The sequence below is a fragment of the Paraburkholderia sp. EB58 genome (assembly GCF_050436665.1).
GTDB lineage: Bacteria > Pseudomonadota > Gammaproteobacteria > Burkholderiales > Burkholderiaceae > Paraburkholderia.
In genome coordinates this window covers 32,494-54,122 of sequence record NZ_JBNDMQ010000001.1, presented here as the reverse complement: position 1 = coordinate 54,122, position 21,629 = coordinate 32,494, and the positions used below count along the sequence as shown (strand labels likewise).

The following is a 21,629-nucleotide window of genomic DNA, read 5'->3' as shown; positions in this document are numbered from 1 at the left end:
AGAATCTGACTGCTCAAGTGCATGAGACACACTTTAGGCGGATGCGCTTCCGGCGCTAATCCTCAAACGACGCAAAAAACTGCTCAAGCGGCTCATATGGATCTGCTCAGTCGAGTCCTTTCCCTCATCCCCGTCAGCGGCCGTCTGGACGTGCGTTGCCACTTCGGTGCGCCATGGGCGATCGCACAAGACAGCGCGGCCGTGCGCGAGATTCCCTACCATGTGCTGCTTTCGGGCGAGGCGGTGCTGGAGCATGGCGGCGGCCCGTCCGAGCCACTGAAGGCCGGGGACATCGTCCTGTTTCCGACCGGCGCGGCGCATCGGATTCACGACGGCAGTGGACGTCAACCGGCGCCGCCGCGCGAGCGGCAAGACGCCTCGCTGGTGGTAATGGAGAACGAAGGCTCCGGCGCGCGCGCGGATATCCTGTGCGGCCGGTTTCTGATTGGCGCGGTGCCTGACCGGCTGCTGCGCGAGCATTTGCCCGGACGCCTCGTGGTGCGCAGCGCTGACACGGCCGGCGCCAGTTTGAACGGCACTAGCGAGGCCGCGGAGTCAGGCGCCAGCACGCGGCTCGCGCGGCTGATCGGGTTGATGCGGGAGGAGTCGGTCGACGAAGGGCCTGGCAGCGAGGCGCTGGTCAACCATCTGTCGGCGGCGCTATTCGCCTTGACGTTGCGCTTTGCGAGCGGCAGTTCGCAGCCACCGCATGGCCTGCTGGCGCTCGCTGCGCGGCCACGGCTGCAGCCGGCGATCTCGGCTATGTTCGACGCACCGGAGAAGCCGTGGACGCTCGATCAGCTTGCCTCCTTATGCAACATGTCGAGAGCAACCTTCGTGCGACAGTTCCAGGACGTGATCGGGCGCTCCGCGACCGATATGCTCACCGATATCCGGATGACACTCGCCGGCCACAAATTGGTCGAGTCAAGCCTGGGGGTTGCCGAGATCGGCGAGATGGTGGGTTATCAGTCGAACGCCGCATTCCAGCGTATTTTCAAACGCCTGATCGGCGTGACGCCGTCACGCTACCGGACCTTGGGCGGCAAAGTCGAGGCGGCATAGAGCCGCCAGGTCGGCAGCCCGCCCTTAAGTCTATTAGTCTGCGCATCGGCAGCTTGTGGATTGAGCCGAATAAGCATCTTGTTGAGCCTTCCAAGGATTAACCGGGGAAGGACTGAATCTTATAGTTCAGTCATGCCGTCACGGCGGTACTCTCTTCAAGGAGCTTCATCATGAAACGCACCTACTATGCCTTGCTCATTGCATCGGCTTTGAGTCTGCCCTCATTGAGTTACGCCGATGCCGCCAGCGGACCAGTCACACGTGCCCAGGTGCGCGCCGAACTGGTTGCCGCCGAACAGGCGGGCCAATACCCGCGAGTCTATGCGAGCTATCCGGACCACGTGTCGAACGCTTCGTTCCAGTATGTGTCCGATCGCGCAGCGGCCAAAGCGCGCCATAACTAACGAATGGGGGTTGCCATGACCAACGTAACGATCTACACCACGCCGACGTGTCCCTATTGCATCGCTGCGAAAGCATTATTGAAAAGCAAAGGGGTGACGTTCAGCGAAATCAGCATCGAAGGTGACCGTTCCGCAGCGGCTGCACTGGCGGGACGAACCGGCCGTCGCACGGTGCCGCAGATCTTTGTCGGCGCGTCGCATGTGGGCGGGTTCGACGATCTGCGAGCGCTCGAGAACGCGGGCGGTCTGGATCCGCTATTGGGTCGATAGCACGTAGCGTATGCCCGCAACCTGCGGGCATACGCTAAACGTCAGCCAATGTTAGCCAACTTCAACCGCGCGGATCCAGATCGAACTCGAGCCGGATACCACCAGGCTCGTACACCATGGTGTGCCGTTTGGGACCGCTGCCCAATGCTTCGGGCGCGAATTCGACCTTGACTCCCGGCCAGCCGGATACCCGTTCGAAGATAGTAGCGAAGGCCTCTTCGTTCGCAGCCCGAAGCGCAAGATGATGTAGCCCAACATTTTTCTTGCGATCGAACTCGACTTTGTTGGTCTCGTCCTTTAACTGCCATAGGGTCAAGAGGATATGTCCATCGGAGACGAACACAGCCGGATACTCGGGCTTTCCTCCAACTTCCTTCCACCCAAGACAGTTGATGAAAAAATCACGTGTCACGTCGAGATTTCGAACAGTCAATCCCACGTGATCAATGCCACGCGTCAGCGATTCAGTTGTCATGAAGGGAATCCTCTCAAGCGGAAAAGTCAGTGGATGCCGATAAGGCCTTCCAGGTCTCGGTTTCCTCCGTGACATAGGCGTTCTTCTCGGCGATGGCCTTCAGTGTATCTGTGCCAAGCGGAAGCCGCAGCGGAGGTGTGGGTGCATCGACCAGTTTCACCACGGCTTGCGCAAGCTTCTCGGGGTCGCCCGGCTGACTGTGATTCATGCTGGCAGCTCTGCGGCGAACGTTACCCGATGTCTCATCATAATCTGCGATCACCTCCTTGGCGACCATCAGCGATGACGCGTCGAGGAAGTCCGTACGGAAGTATCCAGGCTCCACGACCGTCGCGTGAATGCCGAGCGGCTTCAATTCCGCGCGCAATGACTCAGTCAAACCTTCGACTGCAAATTTGGTTGAACTGTAAGGGCCGAATCCAGCGCCCGCCCGATAGCCACCGATCGACGACATGTTGATGACGTGGCCAGCCCGCTGCGCGCGCATGACGGGTAGAACAGCGCGCGTGACATTTAGCAAGCCGAAGACGTTGGTATCGTACATGCGGCGCACATCGGCATCAGTGGACTCTTCAACGGCGCCGAGCAAACCGAACCCCGCGTTGTTGATCAGAACGTCGATGCGGCCGAATTTTTCAACTGCGGCTTTAACCGCGGCCTGCGCCTGCGCTTCGTCTGTCACGTCCAATGCCACCGGCAACAGGGCGGGTGATTCACCGAGGCGCTCGGCGATTGCTGTGACATTGCGGCCAGCCGCAACCACCGCGTTGCCGTCAGCCAAGGCTGCCTTGGCCATCAACGCACCCAGACCACGCGACGCGCCGGTGATGAACCAGACACGCTTGAAACCGTTTTTCGCTACGTCGACCATGATGTTTCTCCTACGGTTACTAGTCGTTCGAGGAATTTCAGAAACGCATACGCAGCTCCGTCGACCCGCATTTCATAGATGCCTGGTGTCTTGTGCATCATCGTCCCGACGCAGGAGCATTGAGGATCATTATGGAAACAGGGCTGGCAAAGTCAATTTTTCGATTCCACGCAGTGGAGTTGAATCGTCATACGGATTTCCCTTTCGCTGAGGGTGTGCGATCAATTATGCTGAGTGACGCGGGAGAGGTAAGACAACGGGGAGCTCATTTTCAATGCCGGAAAACAAGCCAACGCAGAAGCCACGTCGCGGCACCGTATCGAACCGTTCATTGGAACGCGGATTGGAACTGCTGCGGGCGTTTGGCCCAGGCGCAGCGTTGCTCGGCAATGGAGATCTCGTCGAGCGAACCGGGCTGCCGAAGGCAACCATCAGCCGGCTCACGCGAACGCTGGCCGAAGCGGGATATCTCGAACACGATGTGGGACGCAAGGCGTACCGTCTGGGTGTACCCGTGTTGAGCCTTGCTCAGGCCATGCGCAGTGGTTCGACCATCCTGCAGGCGGCGGGGCCGCTGATTCGCGAGATCGCGCAGAAGCACCATATTAACGTGGGCTTGGCAGCGGCCGATCGCGAAGAGATGGTTTATCTGGAGTCCGTCCGATACAATCAGCGCGTTTCGCTGCGAAACATCGTATCGGGACAGCGGGTGCCGATGGAGTTGACATCGCTCGGCCGCGCGCATCTTGCAACCCTGGAAAAGATGGCGTTCGATGCGCTCATGCTTGGCTTCGAGCGGCGCGGCCGGACGGGCGGTTGGCCCCGGCTTCATGACGAGATTCTCGCGGCCGTCGCGAGCGTGCGCGAACGAGGCTATTGTGTGGCGAGTTGGCAGCCAGAAGTAGTCGCGCTCGCCACACCGCTTTCGATTCCCGGGCACGCTTGCGTGGTGCTGAATTTCAGCGTCCGCACAACGGATTCCCTTCAAGCCGTCACGCGCGAACTTTCGGCTCCCTTACTGGCGTTGCGAGACGAGATTCTCGCCGAAGTGGAGAGGATCGACGGCTAGCGCTCGTTAATCGAGGCAGCCGGGATGCCGAGCACAATCGCCAGTCCACCGAGAATGGACACGATTGCGACCGCGAAGAGTCCCATTTCGTTGCTGCCGAAATGCGTGGACGCGTAGCCAATGACGGTCGGTGCCGATATCCCGCCCAGTTGCCCGAGCGTACTAATAAGGCCGATGCCGCTCGCCGCAACGGTGGTCGACAGATAGGCCGGTGGAATCGTCCAGAACAGCGACAACATGCCCAGGTAGCCTGCAGTCGCCACGCACAGCAGGATCATCAGTAGGCCCAGGCTGTTGGCAGCCAGCGGCAAAAGCGCTACGCCCACTGCTGCGAGCACGCAACTCACCATGAAATGCCAACGTCTCTCGAGCATCCTGTCCGAACTGCGGCCAAGCAGGTACATTGCTGCCGCGCCGACAACGTAAGGTACAGCGGAAAACAGGCCAACGTGCCAGATATTCGTGACACCGCTCTTCTGAATGACGCTGGGCGCCCAGATGTGCACGACGATGCTGGCCCACGGCACGCTGAAGTACGCGAAGGTCAGGATATAGAACTTAGGCTCCTTCAGCGCCACCCAGATCGACGCGTGTGCACGCGCGGCCTTCGTTTGCGCTTCATGTTTGATCTCGTCGATCAGAAAACTTTTTTCCGCGGCACTGAGCCATTCAGCCTGCTCGGGGCGATCGGTCAGGTACACGTAGGCGAACAGGCCTGCGACGATCGAAGGCAGGCCTTCCAGCAAAAACATCCATTGCCAGCCGCGAAAGTGCCAGATACCCGTCAGGGTGTCCAGGATCAGGCCTGAAAGCGGGCCACTAACGATTCCCGAGACGCAGATAGCGGTCATGAAGATCGACGTGATCCGTGCCCGGCGGGCGGCCGGAAACCAGTAGGTAAAGTAGAGAATCACACCCGGAAAGAAGCCGGCCTCCGCGGCGCCGAGCAGCACGCGGGCGAGGTAGAACTGCGCCGGCGTGTGCACAAAGGCCGTGCCGGCCGAGACCACGCCCCACAAAACCATGATGCGCAATAGCGTGCGGCGAACCCCAACCCGTTGCAGCCACAGATTGCTCGGGACCTCGAAGATCATATAGCCCGCATACAACAGCCCGACGCCCAGGCCGAACGCGGCTTCCGACATACCAACATCGCGCGAGAACTGAAGGTGCGCAAAGCCGATATTGGCACGGTCCAGGTAGGCGAACACATAGCAGACGAACAGGAAAGGCAGCAGCCGCCACGTGACTTTGCGGTAAACCGCGCGCGCCTCGGACAGTTCGACAATATCCCGTTCGAGTGAGGTGGAAGGGGCAGTATGCATCGCGTCTCCGTATTGGTATGCCGTCGCGGTTCGCACGATGGAAGCATGGGCGTGGCGGACGTTCAAGCGAATTATCGGCGTCACTGCCAGGATGCCAAGAGCGCAATTCCACAGAGTGAAACTGCTTGATGCCGGCCTTGGCAGGTTTGGTCCAGTTTCACTGCATGAAACTGGACGGATGCTTTGCCGGAATGCGCGGACTAAGCTCCATGTCATGGGATCGACGGAAACGCAGGCCGTGGAATCGTCGGGCGAACAAAACCGCTTCAATTCAGGCGCAGTTCTATTCAGGTGCACACATGAGTTCATCAACTTCATCAACCATCGACATGACGATCGATTCGCACATCGCGACGATCACGCTGAATCGCCCGGAAAAGCGTAACGCAATCAGTGACGACATGCGCACGCAACTTATCGAAGCGCTGACACGCGCCTCGACCGACCCGACCGTGCGGGCTGTTGTCCTGACCGGCAACGGCAAAGGGTTTTGTGCCGGTGGTGATGTCAGCGGCATGGCGCAGCGCATGGAGGCGCCCGCGGGTGAGGTCGCTTTCAACGGCTGGTCGCGCCAGCAGCGTGTGCATCACACGGTGAACCTGCTGTACTCGATGCCGAAGCCGACCATTGCCGCCGTCAACGGAGCCGCCGCGGGCCTCGGCGCCGACATGGCGCTCAGTTGCGACTTCATCGTCGCCTCGGAGGAGGCCAGCTTTGCGTGGAGTTACATCAGGCGCGGACTGATTCCGGATGGCGGCGGCATGTACTTTCTGCCGCGCCGTGTGGGGCTCGCTCGAGCCAAGGAACTCACTTTCAGCGGGCGCAAGGTTGAGGCAGCGGAGGCACTGGCACTGGGCATCGCGGATCGCGTTTGCAGCGCTGGCGATCTTCTGGCGCATTCGCAAGCGTGGGCGGCGGAGCTCAGCCTTGGCTCGCCCACCGCGCTCGCGCTCGGCAAGTCGATCCTGAACCAGAGCTATGAATTGTCGGCACAGCAGGTTTTTGCGCAAGGCAGCCAGGCGCAGGCGGTTTGCTACACGAGTCAGGAGCACCGCGACGCGGTCCTCGCTTTTCTTAACAAGAGCCGGTAAATACAGGCAGCGGAGCGGTGGACATGAATGCAATTGCGAAGTTGATGCGGCCGCGCAGTGTCGCCGTGATCGGTGCGTCGGCGGATTTGGCAAAGACCTCGGGACGTCCAGTGGCGTACCTGCAGAAGCACGGGTTTGGCGGACAGATCTATCCGGTCAATCCGCGTTACGAGACCATCGGCGGCTTGGCCTGCTATCCCGATGTTGCTTCGCTGCCTGAAGCGCCTGATGTCGGGATCGTCTTGCTCGGCGCCGAGCGTGCGCATCTTGCTGTTCGGGAACTGGCGAAGCGTGGCACCAGTGCGGCCATCGTTCTCGCGAGCGGCTATTCCGAAACCGGCGACGAGGGCGCACGCCGTCAGGCCGAATTGCTCGATGCGGCGGGGTCCATGCGCATCCTCGGGCCGAACACGATTGGTCTGGTCAACCTTACCGACAGCATTACGCTCTCAGCGAGCGGAGCGCTTGAGACCGGCGAGCTTCCGGTTGGCGGAATCGGCGTGGTGTCACAGAGTGGCGGCATTCTGGGTTCACTATTGTCGCGTGCTGCGGCACGAGGGATCGGGCTCTCCAAGCTGGTGTCGACGAGCAATGAAGTCGACCTCGATATGGCCGATTTCGTGGACTACCTCGTCGATGACGAGGCCACTTCAGTCATCGCGCTGTATATGGAAGGCTTGCGTCATCCCGACCGCTTTCGCAGGGCTGCGCTGCGCGCGGCCGCTGCGGGCAAACCGATCGTCGTGTTCAAGATCGGCCGCTCGGAGTCAGGCGCGCGCTCTGCCGTGTCGCATACCGGCGCGCTGGCCGGCGCCGACCGGATGTACGACGCACTGTTCGAGCAGCTTGGCGTGATCCGGGCAGAGACGTTCTCCGACCTGCTGGACATTCCCGCTGCGCTTGCGACGCGCCGGACGCTGGCGGGAAAACGCGTCGCGATTCTCACGTCCACAGGCGGCGCCGGCACGCTCGTCACGGATAGCCTGGGTGTCGTGGACTTCGAGACCCCCGCGCCCGATCAGGAAACCGCTGCGGCATTGCGCGCACTGCAAACCGGGGATCATGCGGTGCTCGATCGTAATCCGATCGACGTCACGCTCGCGGGTCTGCAGCCGGACCTGTTGCGTGGCGCAATCCGGACGCTGCTTGCAAGCGCCAGCTACGACGCCGTCGTCGTGATCGTAGGGTCGTCGGGACTGGCGATGCCTGATCTGATGGCGGGCGCGATCCGCGATTCGCTGCCGGGCAGCAGCAAGGCGCTACTGACGTTCGTCAGTCCGCACGCGCCGGAAATCACCGCGCTTCTGAACCGGCTCAACGTCCCTGCATTTGCGAGCCCGGAAAGCGTGGCGTCTGCCCTCAACGCCATGTGGAAACACAGTGAAAGTCATCGGCGCGTAACCTTGGCGGTTGAGCCTGATCCCGTTGCTCCGGTTGCGCTGGACCATTTGCCTGTCGGCTCATTGAATGAGGCCGAGGCCAAAACGCTGTTCGCAAGTTTCGGCGTTCCGTCGGTGCGTGAACGTGTCGTCACGAACGCGGAAGAGGCGCAAACAGCGGCGCGCGAATTCGGCGGAAAGGTCGTGCTGAAACTGCTGTCGAACGAGATCACACACAAGAGCGAGGTAGGCGGTGTCGCGGTGGGCGTGTCCGCCGACGAGATCGGCGCACGTCTCGCACGCATGTGCGATGAAGTTGAGACCAGCACGGGCAGTGTGCCGAAGGCTTTCCTGGTGCAGGGAATGGTGACGGGGGGCATCGAGCTCATCTTCGGCTTACACCGCGATTCACTGGGGACGGCGATTCTGCTTGGCATGGGCGGTGTGACTGCAGAGCTGTTCAAGGACACCACGATGAAGTTACTGCCGGCTGCGGCTCCTCTGTCCCGCGACGACGCTCTGACCATGCTTCAGTCGCTGAAGACATGGCCGTTGCTTGACGGGTATCGTGGCCGGCCTCGGGCCGACGTAGATGCGGCGGTCTCAGCGATCGTCGCGTTCTCGCGCATGGCTTCGCAGCTTGGCGAGCGTATTGTCGAAGCGGAGATCAATCCGGTCTTTGTTTTGCCCGCGGGCCGTGGCGTGCTAGCCGCCGACGGTATCGCAGTGATTGCGCCCGCATGACGGCCCGATCGAACCGGGACGTTACGACGACTTCCGAAAAGCTCGTTGAGTGTCCCGGTCCCAGCGCTTCAACCAGTCTCCGATAAATTGCGCAAAACCGTCCGCGGACGGGGAGAGGGACCGCTCCAACGGGCGGTAGACGCAAACCTGGCGGATCGTTTCGGGGTCGGTGATGCGCCGCATCACCAGCCCGAACGTGCGCGCTAACGGCGCGACGTAGGCCGGAGCGAGCGTGACGGCGAACCCTTGGGATGCCAGTCCGAACGCAGTGGTGACGTTGTCGACGACTTCCACCGGAATGATGCGGGCATCGGCGGGAACGTCCGCCAGCATCTGCGCGACCCCTCGCTCATGGTCCCGTCCTGTCGCCACAATCGGTACGCCGCGCAGATCGTGCCAGCGCACCTGTCGTCGCGAAGCAAGTGGATGGGCGGGCGCGCTCCACATGACCCAGGCGCTCTCGAACGAGGGTTCGCAACTGACCCTGCTGCCGGCAGGGCGGTCCGGGCCAATCGCGAGATCGATGTCTCCATTGGCCACTCGCTCCGCGAGTTGCTCGACTACAGTGTCGTAAATCCGAATCACCACTTTCGGCTTGTGCGAAGCATACTGCGCGATTGCAGCAGGCAAGGCGGTGCTCGCGAGCACCAGTGGCGCACCGACCCGTACAGTGCCGGCCGCGTGATTGCGGATATCGTCTGCAGATTGTTCGGCGGCCCGTACGTAGCGCAGTATCGTTTCGGCTGAAGGAAGGAAGTCGCGTCCAGCGCTCGAAAGGTTGACACGCCGAGTGGTGCGATCGAACAGGCGGAAACCCAGGTCCGTTTCCATTTCGGCCAGCAACTGGCTGACTGCCGACGAAGTCAGACCCAGCCGGTCCGCAGCCGCGCTGATGCTATGCAGATCGGCGATGGCAAGAAACGCCTCGTACTGCCGGATGGTGGCACGTGTCAGTGGCATGGGCCGATTCTAAAGAAAAACTGAAAAGTGATAAAGAATCGATTGATTGTCAGCAAGGTCAAGGTACCGGACACTTGGGTACTTCGCCAGACTTGCTTCAGTGGTTGGACCGGTTATCAACGATGCCGGAGACAATAGAGCAGCTTTGGAGACGGCAACCGTTTCGCCGACAACACACAGGAGCTTCCGATGTTCGAGCATATCCCCGCCTACCCGGGCGATCCTATTCTGAGTCTGAACGAGGATTTCCAGCTTGACCCGCGCACGAACAAGGTCAATCTGAGCATTGGTATCTATTTCGACGCTGACGGCAAGCTGCCGATGCTGGATTCGGTACGCCAGGCGGAAGTTGCCTTAATGGGTGTCAAGGGTCCACGGCCTTACCTGCCCATGTCGGGGCTCGCCGACTATCGTGATGCCGCGCAGGCGCTGGTATTCGGTGTGGACTCCGAAGTCCGCAACGCAAACCGCGTGGCGACTGTGCAGACGGTAGGCGGCTCGGGTGCGCTCAAGGTTGGCGCGGACTTCCTGAAGCGCTATTTTCCCACGTCACAGGTGTGGATCAGCGACCCGAGCTGGGAAAATCACCGGGTCGTGTTCGAGGGTGCGGGTCTCACCGTCAATACCTATCCGTACTACGACGAACACACCGGCGGCCTGCGCTTCGAGGAAATGCTGGCTGCGATCGACCGTCTCCCGGCAAGAAGCGTTGTTTTGCTTCACGCGTGCTGCCATAACCCGACCGGCGTCGATCTGACCGCCGGGCAGTGGGCTGAACTGGTGCCGGTATTGCAACGTCGTGAATTGATCGCTTTCGTTGATATGGCGTATCAGGGTTTTGGCGCAGGGCTCGCGGAGGATGCGGCCTGCATTGGTTTGCTAGCGCAGGCTGGTATTCCGCTGATCGTCGCCAGCTCCTTCTCGAAGAATTTCTCGCTCTATGGCGAACGTTGCGGCACGCTCAACGTCGTGTGTGCCTCCGCCGATGAAGCCGGACGCGTACTCGGTCAACTGATGTCGGCGATTCGCGCCAACTACAGCAATCCGCCGACGCACGGCGCGAAGCTGGTGGCCGGCGTGCTACGCGATCCAGCGTTGCAGCGACAGTGGGAAGCCGAACTGGGTGGGATGCGCGAGCGCATTCTCTCGATGCGTCATGCGATCCATGCGGGGCTGGAGGGCAGGGTCGATGAGGTCATGAGAGCGCGCTATCTGGCACAGCATGGCATGTTCACTTATACGGGACTCACAGAGCGTCAGGTAGACAGGCTCCGGATCGACTATGGCGTCTATCTGCTTCGCTCGGGGCGTATGTGCGTCGCCGGACTGAATGATCGAAACGTCTCGTATGTCGTCTCTGCCATCGCCGAAGTTGTCGGCGCTTAGGCGGCCAGATTGGCCCACAAAGCGGGGCTACTAAGCGGGCCTGCTAAGCGGGTCTGCAAAGCGGGAAAACAGGAGAATGCAATGAACACCGTCAGTGAACCAGCGAGCGCATCCGCTCGGGCTACGACGCATCCCGACGAGTGGAACGCGCGGGTTCAGCTCGCCGCCTGCTATCGTATTTTCGATAGGCTCGGATGGACCGAGATGATCTATAACCACATCACTTTGCGCTTGCCCGAAAGCGTGACAGGCGGCGAGCGGCACTTCCTGATCAACCCTTTCGGACTGCATTACAGTGAAGTGACGGCCAGCAATCTGGTGAAGATCGACGCGCAAGGCAACGTCCTCGACGGCTCGAAGTATCCTGTCAATCCCGCTGGCTTCACGGTTCATGCCGCCATTCACGAAGGGATTCCTGATGCGCACTGCGTCATGCACACGCATACGACGGCGGGTGTGGCGGTCGCCTGTCTTGAGGGCGGCCTGCAGCAGACGAACTTCTATAGCGCACAGTTGCACGAGCGGATCGCGTATCACGACTTCGAGGGCATCACGATTCATGCCGAAGAAGGGCCGCGCCTGGTGGCTAATATCCGCGATCGACAGGCTGTTATTCTACGCAACCACGGTCTGCTCGCATGGGGCTCCACGCTGGCGCAAACCTTCGCCGTGCTATGGACGCTAAACCGCGCCTGCGAGATCCAGATTGCTACGTTCTCCATGGGGCCGGCGTTGCGCATTCCGGAAGATATCGCCCAGCGCTGCTCGCGCGATTCGCTGCAGTTCGACGTCCGTCATGGCGCGGGGCAGGACGTCTTCGATGCGCTTGTGCGGCAAATTGATCGCGTTGACACAAGCTATAAGGATTAAAGCATGAAGATTTGCATTTATGGTGCCGGCGCCATTGGCGGTTGGATGGGCGCCCGGCTTGCACAGACAGGCCACGACATCAGTGTGATTGCTCGGGGCGCGACACTGTCCGCGCTCAGGGCAAACGGTCTGCAACTCGTAGAGGACGGCAAGACGACGACGGCGAGCGTCGAGGCTGCCGAGAACGGCGCGGAGCTGGGTCCTCAGGATATCGTGATCGTCGCGGTGAAGGCGCCGGCGATGGCCGCGGTCGCTGCCGGCATCGCGCCGCTGCTGAGCACGAACACCGCCGTTATCACGGCAATGAACGGCGTTCCATGGTGGTTCTGCGATGGCCTCGGTAGCGGCCTGGCAGGCACGCGTCTGACCTCGGTGGACCCGGACGGATCCATCGCGGCGGCGATTCCCAGTGCGCAGACCGTGGGCTGCGTAGTCAACGCGAGCTGCCTGCAAGACGCTCCGGGTGTAATCCGCCATCATCTCGGCAACGGGCTCATCTTTGGCGAGGCCTCTGGACGGCCGAGCGAGCGCGTCAAAAAACTGGTGGAGACTTTTGCAGCCGCAGGCTTCAATGCGTCCGCTTCGGACCAGATACAACGGGACGTCTGGTACAAGCTGTGGGGCAACATGACGATGAACCCGATCAGTGCGATCACGGGCGCCACCACCGACAAGATTCTGGGCGACGAACTTGTGCGCGGCTTTGTGACCAGCGCGATGCTGGAGGCAAAGGAAATCGGCGCGCGCTTCGGGATTCCCATTGACCAGGCACCGAGCGATCGGCATCAGGTGACGATGAAACTGGGTGCGATGAAAACGTCCATGCTGCAGGACGTTCTGGCGCGTAAGGCTGTTGAGATTGACGCACTGGTGGGTGCAGTGCGCGAGCTAGGACAGGTCACGGACGTTCCAACACCGTTCATCGACGCCTTGCTCGGTCTGAGCCGGTTGCACGCGCGAACCTTGGGCCTCTATTGATAGTTTTGCGGTGGCGTAGCGCCTGAGCCTGTGGTTGATCGGATCACACGTTCGACAGGCTCAGGTTGATCAGCCCGGCAGCAACGAAATCCCAAACCTTGGCGCTGCCTCACGCATACGTGCAATATCTTCGGGGCGCGGTGGGGTGGGCATAACCGGGCCAGTCTGAACATCGGCGCAGTTGTCGACAAAGTCATCGAAGCCGCCCGGTGTGCACACAACCAGATAGCGTGACAGGACATCACCGGTGTTGGCCAGCTTATGCGGCACATTGCGCGGCACAAAGATGGTTTCACCGGCGTGCAAGCTCACCGTCTTGCCGTCGATAATCACATCGAGCACACCCTCGAGGACGGTAATCGTTTCCTCTTCCCTTGCGTGAGCGTGCAATGGCGTACCCTTGCCAGGCGGGCTAAACATCTCCATCATGCAAAACGCCTCGCTGGTCTGTTTGCCGGACAGCAGCATGCGCACACGGGTGCCAGCGAAATTGTATTCAGGCGAATTCGTATTGAGTACGAACATGGCTTTCCTCAAAGAATCGTGTGTAGCGGAAAACCCACTATAGCCCGGCTATCGAATCAGAAAAACGACGTTCATGTCGTTTGAGTGACGACACAATACCGTGAATCGATCATGAAAAATCTCAACCAGTTCTTGAGCTTTGCTTCCGTGGCGAGGAACGGCAGCTTCGCCGCGGCCGCGCGCGAGCTCGGCCTCGCGCCATCGTCGGTAGCAAAGAGCGTGGCCCGCCTCGAAAGCGATCTGGGAAGCAGGCTTTTCCATCGAACGACACGCTCGCTTCACCTGACCGAGGAGGGAACCACGCTATTCGCGCAGTGCGGGCGCGTCGTTGACGAAATCAGCGTGCTCGAGTCACTCATCACAGACACGACCGATGGGCCGACCGGCACCCTGCGTGTTGGCGCCCCTATCGGGTACGGGACTCGAAAGATCGTCCCTGTACTGAGCCGCCTGTTGGCCGCGCACCCCTTGCTCAACATAGAGATGCGCCTGAGCGATGAAAGAGTCAATCTGGTAGACGAAGGTCTTGATGCGGTAGTACGTATCGGAAACAACGAAGATTCGGGCCTGGTCGCGCGTCAGATTGACCGACAGCATCTCGTGCTGTGCGCAACTCCGCAATACGTCCAAACTCATGGCAAGCTGAACTCTGTCGCCGATATCGAGGCTCATCCCGTCATCTCGTTCCGGATGCCGACATCAGGCCGGGAACGTCCGCTGGAATTTCTGGAAAATGGAGAACCCATCCAGATGCGTCCGCGATCACGTTTCTCGAGCAGTCACGGTGATGCGATGGTCGAAGCCGTACTCGATGGGGTAGGCATAGCGCAGGTACTTGAGCACATGGTGGAGCATTATCTACGCGAGGGACGTCTTGTAGAGTTACTGCCTGCGTGCCGTCCCGCCCCATTGCCCGTGAGCGTGCTCATACCGGGAACGCGCATGATGCCTGCGCGCGTTCGCGCATTGATCGATGCGCTCGCAGGTCAAGGCAGCTCGTGATGCATCGTTGGCGGACGCATTGGGTTGGAAGTCGGCTTTTTTCATCCGCGAAATCGTTGCTTCATATTCGACAATGTCATCTCTTCGGGTACATTTATGGTTCCCACGCTGTCTCTTCATCGGGAATCAAACCGAGCATCGATCTGTAAAACGACACAGCGGCAGTCGCTGCTTGTGCCGCGTTTATGGGCGACGCTCCTCAATCCTGGCATTCGTCTGGAGAAAATAATGATCTTCTCGCCTTCGAAGAAAATGGCTGTCCTCCTCGCATCGGCTGCGCTCATGATCGGATCGACCGCGCCCGCTTTTGCTCAAAGCAGCGGAGGCGCTTCCGCGAGCGGCACCGCCGATGCCGCTACCCAGGCCTCCGCGCCGGCAAAGACGACGAAGGCCGAGCGCAAGGCCGCACGCAAGCAGGCTCGGGCGAAGAAAAACGCCGAGTTGAAGAAACTGGAAGACGCGGGTTATCACCCGTCGCAGAACGATCCGAACTATCCGCAAGATTTGCAGAACGCACAGAAGAAGGCGGGGATCGGTCAAGGCGCCAGTCAGTAATATCCCTAAGGGCGGGCGCGTTGTACTGTACGGATGCGCCCGCTGTAACAGGGCAGTTGTGCCGACATGCACAAGCGCCCGCGGCAACTCCACTGCTGCGAGCCGGGACTAGAACAACGTACGAATTCCGACCCGCACCGCGGTCGACGATTGCCCCGAGCCGACATAGATACCATTGGCAAACACCGGAGCCGCACCTCCACCAAGGAACACCGGCGCTGCGCCGCGCGAGGCACGTCGTCCCTGCAGATCGAGGCGATCGAGCAGCGTGAGATAGACGTCGGCTTGCTGCGCTTGCCCGAAAGCGCGCTACCTGTGGATGTCGTGTTCACGCCGTTAATGGAGGAGCCCTTATTACTTGCGATGCATGCGGGGCATCGCCTCGCCAATGTTCCGTCGATCAAGCTGAAGGATCTGCGCGATTAGCCGTTCATCGCCTATCCGCGGCTGGCGGGGGTGGCGGTGTACGAACAGACGGCCGCCTTGTGTACCAAGCGCGGCTTCGAACCTCAGGTCGTGCAGGAAGCGCAGCAGGCTTCTACGCTGATTGGGCTGACCGCCACGGGGCTTGGCATTGCGCTCGTGCCCGCGACATTGCAGACCATTGCGGTGCCGGGTGTCGTGTTCAGACATCTGGACGAGACGGACACCATTACCACGCTGTACATCGCGCATCGCTATCTCGACGCCAACGCCCGGGCCATGCAGTTTGTGGAACTGGCCTTGGGTCTTCGCCAGGACATCGTTAGCCCTGCGATCCCGTGACATACCCGAGCCGTGCGCTAATAGCCTGCGCTTCTTGACGAACGGCTGTGGCGATCGAACCGTCGATTGACGAATCGAATCCACCGGTCGCGCCCAGTGCCGTGAGCGTCGCGCATAGCCGGCCGTTGAAATCGAACAGCGGTGCGGCGACGGCGCTGATTCCTTTCAGGTTGGTGTCCTTGACGCTCGCACACTGGAGCGCTTGAACGTCGCGCCTTAACTGGCCGATGGGATCGTCGCGGTCGAGTTGCGCAAGAAGGTCCGCAGGCGAATGCAACAACTCTTCTTCCGCCATTTCCCGTACACGTGATTCGTCAAGCAGCCCCAGAAAAACCCTGCCTGTTGCTGACCACAACAAAGACATGACCGATCCGGCTCGCACGTTCACCGTGACCGGTAAGCCCGGTTCCTCGAAGCGCACGATCGTCGGCCCGCGATTGCCCATCACGGCAATAAAGCAGGTGACTTCAAGGCTTTCTCGCAGACGTACCAATGACGCTTCGGCAAGCCGGATTGGGTCGGCGAGCCGCATCGCGGCTAGGCCGATGGCAAGACACTCCGTTCCCAGCACGTATTGCTGGGTGCCTGATTCCTGCGCCACGAGCGACTCTTCCATCAGGCTCACGAGATAGCGATGAACCTTGGCCGGGCTTTCGCCGATATGCGATGCCAGCGCGGTCAGCGAAGCGCGTCCGCCGATCGCCGCAAGACCCTTCAGCACAACCATCGCCGTCGATGCGGACTGCACGCGCTGTCGACGCTCGCGTTCGGGTGCGGCGAGCGCTTCCCCCATCGTTTCAAGTACTTGAGCTTTTTTCATGCGTCCATTCTAGCGGGCGGCTGACGACGTCCGGCAGCGCCAACACGTTTACCCTGGTAGTGAATTACGCATAGCGTACTATAGTTACGCAAATGAATTGCAGCCTGGAGACATGGATGAGCGACGTCAGTAACCCGGATCGCGCCTCGGCGTGCCCCTTCCACGAAAGCGCGGGCAGCATGCCGGCGGGTTGCCCGGTCAGCCACCATGCCGCTGAATTCGATCCTTTCGAAGACGGCTATCAGCAGGATCCGCCGGAATACGTGCGCTGGGCACGCGAACAGGAGCCGGTCTTTTACAGTCCGAAACTCGGCTACTGGGTCGTGACGCGCTATGAGGACATCAAGGCAATCTTTCGCGACAACCTGACCTTTAGCCCGTCGATCGCCCTCGAGAAGATCACGCCAACCGGACCCGAGGCGAACGAGGTGCTGGCGTCATACGGGTATGCGATGAACCGGACGCTCGTGAACGAGGATGAACCGGCGCACATGCCGCGCCGTCGCGCGCTGATGGACCCGTTTACGCCGGAGGCGCTCGTGCACCACGAGCCTATGGTGCGCCGTCTTGCACGTGAATATGTCAGCCGCTTCATTGACGACGGCAAAGCGGACCTGGTCGATCAGATGCTGTGGGAGGTTCCGCTCACCGTTGCGCTGCATTTCCTTGGGGTGCCGGAGGAAGACATGGACACCTTGCGCAAGTACTCGATTGCGCACACGGTCAATACGTGGGGACGACCGAAGCCCGAAGAGCAGGTCGAAGTCGCGCATGCGGTGGGCAAGTTCTGGCAATACGCGGGCAAGGTACTGGACAAGATGCGTCAGAACCCGGATGGTCCAGGCTGGATGCAATACGGCATTCGCAAGCAGAAAGAACTGCCCGAGGTCGTCACCGATTCGTATCTGCATTCCATGATGATGGCCGGGATCGTGGCGGCGCACGAGACCACCGCAAATGCCACTGCAAACGCGATGAAGCTGTTGCTTCAGCATCCGCAGACCTGGCGTGAAATCTGCGAAGATCCGAGCCTGATTCCCAATGCCGTCGAGGAGTGCCTGCGGCATAACGGTTCGGTCGCTGCATGGCGGCGTCTTGCGACCCGGGACGTCACTGTCGGCGGTATTGATATTCCTGCGGGATCGAAGTTGCTGATCGTGACGTCGTCCGCGAATCATGACGAACGTCAATTCGCCGACGCGGATCTTTTCGACATTCGCCGCGAGAACGCAAGCGATCAACTGACGTTTGGCTATGGTTCGCACCAGTGCATGGGCAAGAATCTCGCGCGCATGGAGATGCAGATTTTCCTCGAAGAATTGACGCGTCGCTTGCCGCACATGCGTCTTGCCGAGCAGCGCTTCACCTACGTACCCAATACGTCGTTTCGTGGTCCAGAGCATGTGCTGGTCGAATGGGACCCGACTCTCAATCCCGAGCGCACCGATCCATCGGCGTTGCAAGCGCGAGCCGCTGTGCGTATCGGCGAGCCGTCTGCGCATGCGATCAGCCGGCCCGTTGTCGTCACATCGGTGACCTGGGCGGGTGCGGACATCGTTCGCGTCAAGCTCGGCTCACCTGACGGCCGGCCGCTTCCACGATGGACGCCGGGTTCCCATATCGATGTCGAATGCGGCACGACTGGCATCTCGCGGCAGTACTCACTATGCGGCGATCCGGACGATGCAGGCTCCTTCGAGATTGCGGTGCTGCGGGAGCCGCAAGGGCGGGGCGGCTCCGAGTGGGTCCATAACAACATCAAGGCTGGCGCATCGGTGCGCATGCGTGGGCCGCGCAATCACTTCCGGCTCGATGAAACAGCGAAAAAGGTCATCCTGATCGCGGGCGGCATCGGCATCACGCCGATCAGCGCCATGGCCCGGCGTGCGAAGACGCTCAACCTCGATTACGAATTGCATTTCAGCGGACGCACGCGTACGTCGATGGCACTGCTCGATGAACTCGCGGCACTGCATGGCGAGCGTATGCGGGTGTATGTGTCCGACGAAGGTACGCGTAACGATTTCAGCGCACTGCAGATCGACGAGGCGGCCCAGATCTATGCATGCGGACCTGCGCGCATGCTCGAAGAGCTGCAGCATGCGTCGGCCGGTTGGCCCGACGATGCACTGAGAGTCGAGCATTTTGAATCGACAATCGGAACCCTGGACCCGGACAAGGAACACGCCTTCGAAGTCGAACTGAAGGATTCGGGGCTGGTGGTGACGGTGCCTGCCGATCAAACGCTGCTTGCTGTACTGCGCAAGGCGAACGTCGACGTGCAGAGCGATTGCGAGGAAGGGCTTTGCGGCTCGTGCGAGGTACGGGTGCTTGCGGGTGAGGTCGATCATCGCGACGTAGTTCTGACCAAAGGAGAGCGCCAATCGAATACACGGATGATGACCTGCTGTTCGCGTGCAAAAGGCACAAAGCTCGTGCTGGAACTGTGACACGTGCCGCCTGCTTGCATAGGCGGCACGGATTTTGATCATAGTGTTTCTTCAAACGGCCGGCACCGGCGAAGTAGAGCCTCGACCCGCAATCCTGCATGCCTCGCCGGGACCTCTTATGCGAGGCGGCCGAAGTCCCGCCCGAGTGCCTTGCTGGCGGCCGTGGAGACAATACGGCTGCGCTTGATGGCGCCACGCCGATTAACGGACGCCGCACTGCGCAATTTCGACCGCGCTCGCTGACCGGCTGGTGCCGAGCCGATAAAAGACGCTGATACATCGCCGCCATGCGAGCGCATCGCGGCGCCAGTCTGTACCGGCTCAAGAATCTGCGCGGGTCGAGCCTTGAACAACTCCACCTGCAGATCGCCCGCGCCTTCGTGGATGGACGGCAGGTAGGCCACAGGCATCGCCTCTCTCAGCGTTGCTGCCGCAGAATCGACGCCGGCCTGCAGTTCACCGGCGTGCTGGCTGGCCGTACGCTGGACCGAGCCCTGCACATCGGCCGCCGCCTGCTCAATACTGCTTTTCAGCTTGCGCAGTTCGTCAAGCTGGATCTGCCGGTCTACCTCCGTCTGAACGCTGCTGAGGTAACGCTGCGCGCGCCCCAGCAGCGTGCCGGCCGTGCGCGCGACCCGTGGCAGTCTTTCGGGACCGAGCACCACCAGCGCGACCACGCCGATCACGGCCATTTTGGAAACGTCGAAGTCAAGCATGGCAACCGTATCTCCGGGTTGGTGTGCAATCAATCACATGCACGTCATTGCTGCTCGGCGACCGGACGGCCCGCGGCCTCGATCGACCCGTTCGCGGACATCGGCTTTGCGGCGGCCTGCACGGCCACCGGTTCAGCGTCCTGCATGCCTTCCTTGAAACCCTTGATCGCGCCGCCGAGATCCGAGCCGAGATTCCGGATCTTTTTTGTGCCGAAGACAAGCGAGACGATCGCCAGAACGATCAGCCAATGCGTAATGCTAAGGCTACCCATGATCACACTCCTTTCTTATGGTTGGACATCACCCAACAACCTCACTCAGGTCGTGCGCAGATCGTAACGGGATTCGCGCAGCTGATGTATCAGAGGTGTTGATGGTTTCGCGAAGAAATCCTGATTGGTCATTCTTGCCTCCCATTCTTAATATTTGCGGCACGGCGAGGACGTTGTCCTGCTGCTGCAGTGAGCCATCCACCTTGAGCGGCGGCTCACTGCAGCAAAGGAAACAGCGGATCCCTCCCTATAGCCCGTGTCGGACAGGCGTCGACCCTGACTTCCGGGAATTGATCAAAAAATAGTTAGGAGAAGCAAGCATGACTGATTTGACTCGTCGCAGTGTACTGGCCGGGGCGGCTGCTGGTGCGGTAGCGCTTGGTGCATCGGCTGTCGCCAAGGCCGCTGAATTCGGCAACCCCGACAGTCCCTTGCAAGGCGCCATTAACTCGACGCCCGCCGCGATTTCCGAGCCCGGTCCGCAGAATCCGCAACTGCGCGACGTCTTGCCCTCGTTCAACAACCCGCCGCCGACCGACGTCGGCGGCATGCCGATTCCGTGGGCATCCTTCAATGAAGCGCATAAGCGCATTCAGGCGGGTGGCTGGGCGCGTGAAGTAACGACGAAGGCGTTCCCGGTATCGAAGGATATCGCGGGCGTGAATATGCGTCTCGGACCGGGTGGCGTGCGCGAACTGCACTGGCACCAGCAAGCGGAGTGGGCCATCATGGTCAGCGGCGAGGTTCGTATCACGACCATCGACACCAAGGGTCGCGCTGAAGTCGCCGATGTGCAGTCCGGCGACATCTGGTACTTCCCGCCGGGCCTGCCGCACTCGCTGCAAGGGCTGGGCGACAACGGCGGTGAATTCGTGCTGGCTTTCGATAACGGCGCGGCCGGCGAATTCAACACGCTGATGGTATCGGACTGGCTCGCACATACGCCGCCGGACATCCTGGCCCAGAACTTCGGCGTACCAGCCGAAAAATTCAAGGAAATCCCGCTCGAACAATTGTGGATTTACCAGGGTGCGAAGGCCGGTCCTCTGGCTGCAGATCAGGAGTACTGCGCATCGCCGGCAGGCCGTCCGGATCATCCGTTCATTTTCCGCATGGGCTCGATGGCGCCGACCATCTCGAGCGCGGGCGGCGAAGTGCGGATCGTTGACAGCCGCAACTTCCCGGTTTCGAAGACCGTAGCAGCGGCGCTTGTGACGGTGAAGCCGGGTGGTCTGCGCGAGTTGCACTGGCACCCGGATAACGATGAATGGCAGTACTTCATCAAGGGAACCGGCCGCATGACGGTGTTCAACACAGGCCCGGCGGCGCAGACGGTGGACTTCAACCCGGGCGATGTGGGCTACGTCGAGAAAAACCTCGGTCACTACATCAAGAACACCGGTAAGGACGACCTCGTGTTCCTCGAGATTTTCAAGTCGGACCACTTCTCGGAAGTAACCCTGTCGCAGTGGCTGGCCAATGTGCCGCGTCAACTGCTCAGGGAGCATTTGCGGGTCGACGACGAAACCCTCGACGCGATCCACAACCTGAAGCAGCGTCGCGACGTGCTTGCGTAAGCACCGCAGTCCCGCAGCAACCGTGGCGTCGTGGGGCCGCTGGTTCGATGCGAACCGCGG

At 60.7% G+C, this 21,629-nt stretch carries 21 protein-coding genes and 1 pseudogene; 14 read left to right on the top strand and 8 right to left on the bottom strand.

The window, feature by feature from the left end; all coding sequences use genetic code 11:
• The first annotated feature begins 96 nt into the window (after window positions 1-96).
• From P3T40_RS00250 to grxC, 3 genes are all read left to right on the top strand, one after another.
• Complete coding sequence (locus tag P3T40_RS00250; protein ID WP_429265677.1) at window positions 97-1,065, top strand: AraC family transcriptional regulator; 969 nt, start codon at window positions 97-99, stop codon at window positions 1,063-1,065.
• A 170-nt stretch (window positions 1,066-1,235) separates the two neighbouring features.
• On the top strand, window positions 1,236-1,469 hold the full coding sequence (locus P3T40_RS00245) for a DUF4148 domain-containing protein (RefSeq protein ID WP_429265676.1): 234 nt from the start codon (window positions 1,236-1,238) through the stop codon (window positions 1,467-1,469).
• A 15-nt stretch (window positions 1,470-1,484) separates the two neighbouring features.
• Window positions 1,485-1,739 carry a glutaredoxin 3 gene (gene grxC, locus P3T40_RS00240; RefSeq protein WP_429265675.1) on the top strand — a complete coding sequence of 85 codons (255 nt, stop codon included), beginning with the start codon at window positions 1,485-1,487 and terminating at the stop codon, window positions 1,737-1,739.
• A gap of 61 nt (window positions 1,740-1,800) precedes the next feature.
• Here the strand turns inward: grxC and P3T40_RS00235 are convergent, their stop codons facing one another.
• Together P3T40_RS00235 and P3T40_RS00230 are read right to left on the bottom strand one after the other, a co-directional pair.
• Entirely contained in the window at window positions 1,801-2,214 is a 414-nt protein-coding gene (locus tag P3T40_RS00235) for a VOC family protein (protein ID WP_429265674.1), read from the bottom strand.
• 13 nt (window positions 2,215-2,227) lie between these two features.
• Window positions 2,228-3,085: an oxidoreductase gene (locus tag P3T40_RS00230; protein ID WP_429265673.1), complete on the bottom strand. Its 858-nt coding sequence runs from the start codon at window positions 3,083-3,085 to the stop codon at window positions 2,228-2,230.
• A gap of 274 nt (window positions 3,086-3,359) precedes the next feature.
• Between P3T40_RS00230 and P3T40_RS00225 the strand changes: the two genes are divergently transcribed.
• Window positions 3,360-4,154, top strand: a complete 795-nt coding sequence (locus tag P3T40_RS00225) for an IclR family transcriptional regulator (RefSeq protein ID WP_429265672.1) — start codon at window positions 3,360-3,362, stop codon at window positions 4,152-4,154.
• Here P3T40_RS00225 and P3T40_RS00220 read toward each other — a convergent pair.
• The gene (locus tag P3T40_RS00220) at window positions 4,151-5,479 is read right to left on the bottom strand and encodes an MFS transporter (protein ID WP_429265671.1); all 1,329 of its coding nucleotides are present in this window, start codon (window positions 5,477-5,479) and stop codon (window positions 4,151-4,153) included. The genes P3T40_RS00225 and P3T40_RS00220 overlap by 4 nt on opposite strands.
• 299 nt (window positions 5,480-5,778) lie before the next feature.
• Here P3T40_RS00220 and P3T40_RS00215 point away from each other — a divergent pair, with 299 nt between their 5' ends.
• Complete coding sequence (locus P3T40_RS00215) at window positions 5,779-6,570, top strand: enoyl-CoA hydratase/isomerase family protein (RefSeq protein WP_429265670.1); 792 nt, start codon at window positions 5,779-5,781, stop codon at window positions 6,568-6,570.
• Window positions 6,571-6,593: 23 nt separating this feature from the next.
• Entirely contained in the window at window positions 6,594-8,693 is a 2,100-nt protein-coding gene (locus P3T40_RS00210; RefSeq protein WP_429265669.1) for an acetate--CoA ligase family protein, read from the top strand.
• A gap of 21 nt (window positions 8,694-8,714) precedes the next feature.
• Here P3T40_RS00210 and P3T40_RS00205 read toward each other — a convergent pair whose 3' ends face one another.
• Window positions 8,715-9,653 (bottom strand): LysR family transcriptional regulator, encoded by a 939-nt coding sequence (locus tag P3T40_RS00205; protein ID WP_429265668.1) that lies wholly within the window; start codon window positions 9,651-9,653, stop codon window positions 8,715-8,717.
• A 189-nt stretch (window positions 9,654-9,842) separates the two neighbouring features.
• Between P3T40_RS00205 and P3T40_RS00200 the strand changes: the two genes are divergently transcribed.
• The 3 genes from P3T40_RS00200 (at window position 9,843) to P3T40_RS00190 (ending at window position 12,887) form a co-directional block, all read left to right on the top strand.
• Window positions 9,843-11,039 carry an amino acid aminotransferase gene (locus P3T40_RS00200; protein WP_429265667.1) on the top strand — a complete coding sequence of 399 codons (1,197 nt, stop codon included), beginning with the start codon at window positions 9,843-9,845 and terminating at the stop codon, window positions 11,037-11,039.
• Window positions 11,040-11,120: 81 nt separating this feature from the next.
• A complete protein-coding gene (locus tag P3T40_RS00195; RefSeq protein WP_429265666.1) occupies window positions 11,121-11,909 on the top strand; it encodes a class II aldolase/adducin family protein in 789 nt (262 codons plus the stop codon).
• Window positions 11,910-11,912: 3 nt separating this feature from the next.
• Entirely contained in the window at window positions 11,913-12,887 is a 975-nt protein-coding gene (locus tag P3T40_RS00190) for a 2-dehydropantoate 2-reductase (protein WP_429265665.1), read from the top strand.
• Between the two features lie 69 nt (window positions 12,888-12,956).
• On the opposite strand, the gene P3T40_RS00185 is transcribed toward P3T40_RS00190, so the two are convergent.
• Window positions 12,957-13,412 (bottom strand): cupin domain-containing protein, encoded by a 456-nt coding sequence (locus P3T40_RS00185; RefSeq protein ID WP_429265664.1) that lies wholly within the window; start codon window positions 13,410-13,412, stop codon window positions 12,957-12,959.
• A gap of 111 nt (window positions 13,413-13,523) precedes the next feature.
• On the opposite strand from P3T40_RS00185, the gene P3T40_RS00180 reads away from it, so the two are divergent.
• The 3 genes and pseudogenes from P3T40_RS00180 (at window position 13,524) to P3T40_RS00170 (ending at window position 15,734) form a co-directional block, all read left to right on the top strand.
• Entirely contained in the window at window positions 13,524-14,414 is an 891-nt protein-coding gene (locus P3T40_RS00180; RefSeq protein ID WP_429265663.1) for a LysR family transcriptional regulator, read from the top strand.
• 228 nt (window positions 14,415-14,642) lie between these two features.
• Window positions 14,643-14,969 carry a DUF4148 domain-containing protein gene (locus tag P3T40_RS00175; protein WP_429266108.1) on the top strand — a complete coding sequence of 109 codons (327 nt, stop codon included), beginning with the start codon at window positions 14,643-14,645 and terminating at the stop codon, window positions 14,967-14,969.
• A 66-nt stretch (window positions 14,970-15,035) separates the two neighbouring features.
• Window positions 15,036-15,734 (top strand): annotated as a pseudogene (locus P3T40_RS00170) (LysR family substrate-binding domain-containing protein).
• Here the strand turns inward: P3T40_RS00170 and P3T40_RS00165 are convergent.
• Complete coding sequence (locus P3T40_RS00165; protein WP_429265662.1) at window positions 15,715-16,554, bottom strand: IclR family transcriptional regulator; 840 nt, start codon at window positions 16,552-16,554, stop codon at window positions 15,715-15,717. The pseudogene P3T40_RS00170 and the gene P3T40_RS00165 overlap by 20 nt on opposite strands.
• Window positions 16,555-16,670: 116 nt before the next feature.
• Here P3T40_RS00165 and P3T40_RS00160 point away from each other — a divergent pair, with 116 nt between their 5' ends.
• The gene (locus tag P3T40_RS00160) at window positions 16,671-19,004 is read left to right on the top strand and encodes a cytochrome P450/oxidoreductase (protein ID WP_429265661.1); all 2,334 of its coding nucleotides are present in this window, start codon (window positions 16,671-16,673) and stop codon (window positions 19,002-19,004) included.
• A gap of 116 nt (window positions 19,005-19,120) precedes the next feature.
• On the opposite strand, the gene tatB is transcribed toward P3T40_RS00160, so the two are convergent.
• The gene (tatB, locus tag P3T40_RS00155; protein ID WP_429265660.1) at window positions 19,121-19,720 is read right to left on the bottom strand and encodes a Sec-independent protein translocase protein TatB; all 600 of its coding nucleotides are present in this window, start codon (window positions 19,718-19,720) and stop codon (window positions 19,121-19,123) included.
• A 44-nt stretch (window positions 19,721-19,764) separates the two neighbouring features.
• Window positions 19,765-19,992 (bottom strand): Sec-independent protein translocase subunit TatA, encoded by a 228-nt coding sequence (tatA, locus tag P3T40_RS00150; protein WP_429265659.1) that lies wholly within the window; start codon window positions 19,990-19,992, stop codon window positions 19,765-19,767.
• Between the two features lie 320 nt (window positions 19,993-20,312).
• Here tatA and P3T40_RS00145 point away from each other — a divergent pair, with 320 nt between their 5' ends.
• On the top strand, window positions 20,313-21,569 hold the full coding sequence (locus P3T40_RS00145; RefSeq protein WP_429265658.1) for a cupin domain-containing protein: 1,257 nt from the start codon (window positions 20,313-20,315) through the stop codon (window positions 21,567-21,569).
• Window positions 21,570-21,629: the final 60 nt, after the last annotated feature.

What these genes read in the sequence shown, in the direction of transcription:
- P3T40_RS00180 (WP_429265663.1), top strand. Translation starts at nt 13,524, where the DNA reads ATGAAAAATCTCAACCAGTTCTTGAGCTTTGCTTCCGTGGCGAGGAAC.
- grxC (WP_429265675.1), top strand. Translation starts at nt 1,485, where the DNA reads ATGACCAACGTAACGATCTACACCACGCCGACGTGTCCCTATTGCATC.
- P3T40_RS00190 (WP_429265665.1), top strand. Translation starts at nt 11,913, where the DNA reads ATGAAGATTTGCATTTATGGTGCCGGCGCCATTGGCGGTTGGATGGGC.
- P3T40_RS00215 (WP_429265670.1), top strand. Translation starts at nt 5,779, where the DNA reads ATGAGTTCATCAACTTCATCAACCATCGACATGACGATCGATTCGCAC.
- P3T40_RS00225 (WP_429265672.1), top strand. Translation starts at nt 3,360, where the DNA reads ATGCCGGAAAACAAGCCAACGCAGAAGCCACGTCGCGGCACCGTATCG.
- P3T40_RS00160 (WP_429265661.1), top strand. Translation starts at nt 16,671, where the DNA reads ATGAGCGACGTCAGTAACCCGGATCGCGCCTCGGCGTGCCCCTTCCAC.
- P3T40_RS00145 (WP_429265658.1), top strand. Translation starts at nt 20,313, where the DNA reads ATGACTGATTTGACTCGTCGCAGTGTACTGGCCGGGGCGGCTGCTGGT.
- tatA (WP_429265659.1), bottom strand. Translation starts at nt 19,992, where the DNA reads ATGGGTAGCCTTAGCATTACGCATTGGCTGATCGTTCTGGCGATCGTC.
- P3T40_RS00205 (WP_429265668.1), bottom strand. Translation starts at nt 9,653, where the DNA reads ATGCCACTGACACGTGCCACCATCCGGCAGTACGAGGCGTTTCTTGCC.
- P3T40_RS00195 (WP_429265666.1), top strand. Translation starts at nt 11,121, where the DNA reads ATGAACACCGTCAGTGAACCAGCGAGCGCATCCGCTCGGGCTACGACG.
- P3T40_RS00185 (WP_429265664.1), bottom strand. Translation starts at nt 13,412, where the DNA reads ATGTTCGTACTCAATACGAATTCGCCTGAATACAATTTCGCTGGCACC.
- P3T40_RS00230 (WP_429265673.1), bottom strand. Translation starts at nt 3,085, where the DNA reads ATGGTCGACGTAGCGAAAAACGGTTTCAAGCGTGTCTGGTTCATCACC.
- P3T40_RS00245 (WP_429265676.1), top strand. Translation starts at nt 1,236, where the DNA reads ATGAAACGCACCTACTATGCCTTGCTCATTGCATCGGCTTTGAGTCTG.
- P3T40_RS00175 (WP_429266108.1), top strand. Translation starts at nt 14,643, where the DNA reads ATGATCTTCTCGCCTTCGAAGAAAATGGCTGTCCTCCTCGCATCGGCT.
- P3T40_RS00250 (WP_429265677.1), top strand. Translation starts at nt 97, where the DNA reads ATGGATCTGCTCAGTCGAGTCCTTTCCCTCATCCCCGTCAGCGGCCGT.
- P3T40_RS00165 (WP_429265662.1), bottom strand. Translation starts at nt 16,554, where the DNA reads ATGAAAAAAGCTCAAGTACTTGAAACGATGGGGGAAGCGCTCGCCGCA.
- P3T40_RS00210 (WP_429265669.1), top strand. Translation starts at nt 6,594, where the DNA reads ATGAATGCAATTGCGAAGTTGATGCGGCCGCGCAGTGTCGCCGTGATC.
- tatB (WP_429265660.1), bottom strand. Translation starts at nt 19,720, where the DNA reads ATGCTTGACTTCGACGTTTCCAAAATGGCCGTGATCGGCGTGGTCGCG.
- P3T40_RS00220 (WP_429265671.1), bottom strand. Translation starts at nt 5,479, where the DNA reads ATGCATACTGCCCCTTCCACCTCACTCGAACGGGATATTGTCGAACTG.
- P3T40_RS00200 (WP_429265667.1), top strand. Translation starts at nt 9,843, where the DNA reads ATGTTCGAGCATATCCCCGCCTACCCGGGCGATCCTATTCTGAGTCTG.
- P3T40_RS00235 (WP_429265674.1), bottom strand. Translation starts at nt 2,214, where the DNA reads ATGACAACTGAATCGCTGACGCGTGGCATTGATCACGTGGGATTGACT.